Source organism: Acinetobacter sp. YH12120 (genome assembly GCF_013418795.1).
Lineage (GTDB): Bacteria > Pseudomonadota > Gammaproteobacteria > Pseudomonadales > Moraxellaceae > Acinetobacter > Acinetobacter towneri.
This window is the reverse complement of record NZ_VPBI01000042.1, coordinates 1-5,498: the sequence shown is the minus strand read 5'-3', so window position 1 is coordinate 5,498 and position 5,498 is coordinate 1. Positions and strand designations below refer to the sequence as shown.

The 5,498-nt window shown below is 54.8% G+C and carries 5 protein-coding genes and 3 pseudogenes; 3 read left to right on the top strand and 5 right to left on the bottom strand.

Annotated elements, in window-relative coordinates; genetic code table 11:
- From FTU58_RS13775 to FTU58_RS13765, 3 genes and pseudogenes are all read right to left on the bottom strand, one after another.
- Positions 1 to 561 (bottom strand): toprim domain-containing protein (locus FTU58_RS13775; protein ID WP_257222118.1); only part of this gene is annotated, 561 nt, incomplete at its 3' end.
- A gap of 3 nt (positions 562 to 564) precedes the next feature.
- A complete protein-coding gene (gene dfrA20 / locus FTU58_RS13770) occupies positions 565 to 1,074 on the bottom strand; it encodes a trimethoprim-resistant dihydrofolate reductase DfrA20 (protein ID WP_179990692.1) in 510 nt (169 codons plus the stop codon).
- Between the two features lie 27 nt (positions 1,075 to 1,101).
- A pseudogene (locus FTU58_RS13765) lies at positions 1,102 to 1,782 on the bottom strand (thymidylate synthase); the annotation flags it as partial.
- Here FTU58_RS13765 and FTU58_RS13760 point away from each other — a divergent pair.
- Positions 1,776 to 2,117 (top strand): annotated as a pseudogene (locus tag FTU58_RS13760) (GNAT family N-acetyltransferase); the annotation flags it as partial. The pseudogenes FTU58_RS13765 and FTU58_RS13760 overlap by 7 nt on opposite strands.
- On the opposite strand, the gene FTU58_RS13755 reads toward FTU58_RS13760, so the two are convergent.
- Positions 2,086 to 3,078, bottom strand: coding sequence for a TniB family NTP-binding protein (locus FTU58_RS13755; protein ID WP_179990694.1), 993 nt, complete (start codon positions 3,076 to 3,078; stop codon positions 2,086 to 2,088). The pseudogene FTU58_RS13760 and the gene FTU58_RS13755 overlap by 32 nt on opposite strands.
- Positions 3,079 to 3,080: 2 nt before the next feature.
- Positions 3,081 to 4,760, bottom strand: coding sequence for a Mu transposase C-terminal domain-containing protein (locus FTU58_RS13750; RefSeq protein WP_000179844.1), 1,680 nt, complete (start codon positions 4,758 to 4,760; stop codon positions 3,081 to 3,083).
- A 129-nt stretch (positions 4,761 to 4,889) separates the two neighbouring features.
- On the opposite strand from FTU58_RS13750, the pseudogene FTU58_RS13740 reads away from it, so the two are divergent.
- Both FTU58_RS13740 and FTU58_RS13735 read left to right on the top strand, forming a co-directional pair.
- Positions 4,890 to 5,063, top strand: a pseudogene (locus FTU58_RS13740) (resolvase); the annotation flags it as partial.
- Positions 5,060 to 5,284, top strand: coding sequence for a hypothetical protein (locus tag FTU58_RS13735; RefSeq protein WP_000743213.1), 225 nt, complete (start codon positions 5,060 to 5,062; stop codon positions 5,282 to 5,284). The pseudogene FTU58_RS13740 and the gene FTU58_RS13735, both read left to right, overlap by 4 nt.
- The last annotated feature ends 214 nt before the right edge of the window (positions 5,285 to 5,498 follow it).

The following is a 5,498-nucleotide window of genomic DNA, read 5'->3' as shown; positions in this document are numbered from 1 at the left end:
GTAAATTTTCAGCGTTGCTGGCTCCCCGTCAGCCGGATTGGGTTGCATCGCAGGGGTGTCGAAAGAGTCAACTGCGGTCCAAAGCTGTTGGACTTGGGTGAAAAGGGCGTTTATTCTTCCTATACGTAGGTTTGCAAATCCTTCTTTAATTGCTTCTTCCGTTAAGGAACTAATCCACAATCTTTTGATAGGTGCTTTCGTTCCTGACTTTAAGAATACCCATCGCTGGATAACCTCTCCTTCTTGTCCAGCATCCCCGCAGTTGATAATTTCTTCGGCGTTTACAAGAAGTTGTTTGACAATTTTAAATTGCTTTTTAATTCCTTCATCATCTATGACCTTAATTCCAAATCGAGAAGGAATCATGGGCAATTTTCTTAAATCCCAATATTTCCATTCCGGTAAATAATCGTTTGGTTCTTTAAGCGTGCACAAATGCCCGAAAGTCCAGGTTACTTGATATCCATTACCTTCGTAATACCCATCTTTACGAGTATTAGCACCGATAATGGCAGCGATATCCTTGGCAACACTTGGTTTCTCAGCAATGCAAACTTTCATGAATTAACGCGTAAATTTCTTTATATTAAATGAATAAAGATGTTTTTCATCTTTATCTTGTTCTAAAATATCTTCTTCTTCCCATTCTACCCAATTTACAAAAGGGAAAAAGGTGTCAGCTTCTTCAAATGTGTTATGTACTTGTGTGACATACATTTCATTTAAAAGTCCTGTTTCTAAGGCCAGTTGGTAGATTTGAGCACCACCAATAATGAAGCATGTTAAGTCTTTTCCTTCAAGATGTTGTGCGACTTCTTTTAAATCATAAATCACTGTTGCACCTTCTGCACTATAGTTTTTATCTCGTGTTAAAACGAAGTTTAAACGATTTGGAAGCGGTCTGTACTTCTGAGGAATAGATTCCCAATTTTTTCTTCCCATTACAACAGCGTGACCCGTTGTCGTTTCCTTAAAAAATTGCATATCTCTTGGTAAGTGCCAAAGCAAATCATTGTTAGCACCCATTTCTCGGTGTTTCCCAATTGCAACAATTAAGCTATATTTAATACCCATTTCTGTTTCCTTATATTTTAAAGCTAATTAAATTGCAACAGCTGCTTTAATGTGTGGATGTGGATCGTATCCAACTAATTCAAAATCTTCAAATTTAAAAGAGAAAATATCTTTAACATCTGGATTTATTTTCATTGTTGGAAGTGGACGTAATTCTCTAGATAATTGAAGCTTAGCTTGGTCAAAATGGTTGGAATACAAATGCGTATCTCCAAAAGTATGAACGAAGTCTCCAGCCTCCAATCCACAAACTTGCGCTAGCATCATTGTAAACAATGCGTAGCTTGAGATGTTAAAAGGAACACCCAAGAAAACGTCTGCTGAACGTTGGTAGAGTTGACAACTTAATTTTCCATTTGCAACATAGAACTGGAACATGTTGTGACAAGGAGGTAAAGCCATTTTATGAATGTCTGCTACGTTCCACGCACTTACGATATGTCTTCTCGATTCCGGATTGTTTTTCAAACCATCTATCAAGATTTTAATCTGATCAATAGTTCCACCTTTACCGTCGGGCCAAGAACGCCATTGATGACCATAAACAGGTCCAATATTACCATCTTCGTCCGCCCATTCGTCCCAGATTGAAACTTTATTGTCTTTTAAATATTTAATATTGGTATCACCACTAATAAACCATAGAAGTTCATGAATAATCGAACGAAGGTGTAATTTCTTTGTTGTAATTACCGGAAAACCTTTACTCCGAGCTCCTAGTCGCGAGTTGCAGCGACGGCATCGTCGGCTGTTGCACCTTGTCGGCCGAGGATCCCGAGTTCTGGCCCGACGCCCTCAAGGGGGAGGCCGCATATCTGCACAAGCTCGCGGTGCGACGGACACATGCGGGCCGGGGTGTCAGCTCCGCGCTGATCGAGGCTTGCCGCCATGCCGCGCGAACGCAGGGGTGCGCCAAGCTGCGGCTCGACTGCCACCCGAACCTGCGTGGCCTATACGAGCGGCTCGGATTCACCCACGTCGACACTTTCAATCCCGGCTGGGATCCAACCTTCATCGCAGAACGCCTAGAACTCGAAATCTAACGTCCGTTCGGGCATCGAGGTCCATGTCGGGGTGGGACGGGCCCGTGGCTTCAAGATCACTTGCAGTCCGACCGCGATGTCTTGGTTGCGCGAGAGGTTGTCGACAGGCCATGCTGAGTGTGCGATGGTTGATCGCTTCCTCGCCGCTCTCCACGGCGACGATGGCCGCCGCCATCAGCAAGTGCGCCAGTTCCCCTATGGTGCCCTCGCTGCGTGTGAGCAGGTAGCGAGCCATGTCCAGCGTGGCAATTGGGGAAGGCCGGCGCAGCGGGAGCGAAGCGGCGAAGCTGGCCAGCAGTGAGCAGCAATCGTCGTTGGCCTCCCATACCGGCAGCATCATCGGCTCGAAGCGATTTTCCAACTGGTCATCGGAGCGGATGGCTAGGTAGGCGTCGCGCGTGCCTACCCCAACCAACGGGATGCGCAGTTCGTTGCCGAGGAAGCGCAGCAGGTTGAGGAATTCCCGGCGGTTGACGCTGTTGCCGGCCAGCACGTTGTGCAGCTCGTCGATCACCAGCATGCGCACGCCGACCTTGCGCAGCAGTGCCAGAGCCAGTTGCTCCATTTCCGGCAACCGTGGGCGTGGGCGCAGCGGCGCGCCCATCGCGGCGAGCAGCGCGACGTAGAAGCGGATCACGGACGGCTCGGACGGCATCTGCACGACCAACACCGGGATGTGCTCCTGGTCGGCGTCGGAGCTGGCCGGGTGGGTGCGGCGGAACTTCTCGACGTTCATCGACTTGCCATTGTTGGTCGGGCCAACCAGCAGCAGGTTGGGCATGCGTTGCTTGTTTGGCCACGCATAAAGGGCTTCCAGCCGGTTCAGCGCCTCGACTGCGCGCGGATAGCCGATCCAGCGGTCGGCGCGAAGGCGCTGGATGCGCTCGTCCGCCGGAAGACGGGCCAAGCCCTGGGCCGCCGGCAGCAGGTGGGACAGGTCGATGATGGGATATTCGTCCACGGCTACCACTCCTCAATCTGGTCGAACGGTTTGGCGGGTGGCAAGTTGTCTGCCTGCGGGTCGGCAATATCCGTATCCGGCGGAACGGGCTTGTCCGGCCGAGCTGATGTCTTGAGGTGCTGGCGGCGATCCGCGTCACGCCGCGCCTTGCGTGTGGCCTTCTGCGCGCTGGTCACAATCTCACGCATCTGGCCGATCATGCGGAACAGCGCCGACTCATCCACCTGTTCGCGCCCTTGCTGCCGCAGTTTCGCCAGCGCCTGCCGTTGTTCCCAGAGGGTGACAGCCGGATGCGACAAGGTACGGTAGGGAATTTCCAGGTAATGCTGTCCCTCCGGTTCCAGGACCCAGATACGGCTGATGTCGCGCGGATCGCGCCGGATCAGAAAGGACGGCCAGCGTTCACGCCGCGCAATCCACGGCTTGAGCGCATCGGCGTAGTAGTGGATGTGGTCGATGACAAAGCCGGTGCGGGTCAGCGTGCGCCGGAGGATCGGCAGAAAATCGACCAGGAACGAAGTAGCGCGTGTGACGACGGCCGGTACGCCGACACGCGCCACGGCCTCGGCCCAGCGCGCGGCCGGCGGTTGGAGCAGGCCGTTGTGCACCGAACCGTGGTAGGTGCCGACCGCCAATGTGAGCCAGCGCTCTAGCTCGCGCAGCGTCAGGGCGGCCTTGTTTTCGGAATCGTAGTCGCCGCGCTGGTCAGGGTTGGAGAAGGTCGTTCCCGGCAGTTCGTCGTGAATCATCTGCATCGCCGTGCCGATGATCCGTTCCACGATGCCGCCATAGTGCGGCTGTCCCAGCGGGCGATAGTCCAGCCGGATGCCATGCTGCTCGCAACCCCGGCGCAGGGCCTCGCTCTTGAACTCGGCCGCGTTGTCTAGGTAGAGCAGCAAGGGCTTGCCGCTCATCTGCCAATCCATTTCCACGTTCAGTCCTTCCAGCCAAGGGCGCTTGTCGCAGGCGACATGCACGAGGCACAGGCCAACCGAAACGGCAGACGGCGCTTCCAGCGTGACGACCATGCCGAGCACGCAGCGGGTGAACACGTCGATGGCGAGGGTCAGGTACGGGCGGCCAATAGGTTGCCGGTCGCGGTCATCGACCACGATCAGGTCGATGACCGTATGGTCTATCTGCACCTGCTCCAGCGGCGCGGTCACGGCAGGAGGCTCGCCGCCCACACCTTGTAGGTCACGAGCGGCATCCTGGCCTTCCCGCCGGCGGATGACCTTGCGCGGGTCAAGGCTAGCGATCCGTAAGGCCACGGTATTGCGCGCCGGCACTCGCAGTTTTTGAGCCTTGCACACCTGAGTGACTTCGCGGTGAAAGGCCGCTAGGCTGCGCTTCTGCTTGGTCAGGAACCGCTTTTGCAGTAGCTCGTGGATGACGCGCTCGACCGGTTCCGGCAAGCGCCCCTTACCTTTACCTCCACCGGACTGGCCGGGCACCAGATCCGTCACGAGGCCGCTGCCTTGCCGGGCACGCCGGATCAGAACGTATACCTGGCGCCGAGACAAGCCCAGCGCCTGAGCCGCCATATCGGCCGCTTCGTGCCCGACCGTCTCCGACTGCGCCAACGGACTGATGATCTCCGCACGACGGCGCGCACGCTCCCAAGCCTCATCAGGCAGAGTGGCCACGCCTTGTTCTGGAATCCGTGGGGTGTCCGTCGCCATGCTCACCTCGCTTTGGTGCACACGAGTATTGAGCATAGTCGAGATTGGTGCAGATCACTTCTGATATTGAACTGTCAGGAGCTGGCTGCACAACAGCCATTACGCCCAATCAACTGGTGCAGTCGTCTTCTGAAAATGACAGCCGAGCTGGCCGGGTACAGTGCGGCCCAGGTGAAACGGATATGGGCCGAGGTCAGCCAGGCCGAAGCGAAGCAGCACGGCGCGTTCGTGGAGGACGCATTGACGGAAGCCGATGCCCTGGCCGCTGTCGGCCAGGATGAGCGCCAGGAGGAAAGGGCATGAAGAAGCCGAACCAAGACGACGAGCCGTTTTTCATCACCGAGGAGATTGCGGCCGAAATGATCGCCGGCGGCTATGAGTTCGAGCTGCCGCCCATTCCTTGCACCATCCGCCTACGCGACGTGCTGGAGCGCATGACCGATGCTGAGCTAGCATTGCAGCCGGGCGAGATCGCCGACCAGGAGCGTGAACGCTGCCGGCGCAAGCCGTGTTCAACCTCATGATCTGGTCATGGTATTTTTCATGGCACTGAGCCTGATAGTTCTTGCAAATTGTTGTCACTAAAGGGTTTTGTGTGCTTGTTTACAATCGAGTGGGAGTGACGGGCACTGGCTGGCAATGTCTAGCAACGGCAGGCATTTCGGCTGAGGGTAAAAGAACTTTCCGCTAAGCGATAGACTGTATGTAAACACAGTATTGCAAGGACGCGGAACATGC

What these genes read in the sequence shown, in the direction of transcription:
- dfrA20 (WP_179990692.1), bottom strand. Translation starts at nt 1,074, where the DNA reads ATGGGTATTAAATATAGCTTAATTGTTGCAATTGGGAAACACCGAGAA.
- FTU58_RS13750 (WP_000179844.1), bottom strand. Translation starts at nt 4,760, where the DNA reads ATGGCGACGGACACCCCACGGATTCCAGAACAAGGCGTGGCCACTCTG.
- FTU58_RS13735 (WP_000743213.1), top strand. Translation starts at nt 5,060, where the DNA reads ATGAAGAAGCCGAACCAAGACGACGAGCCGTTTTTCATCACCGAGGAG.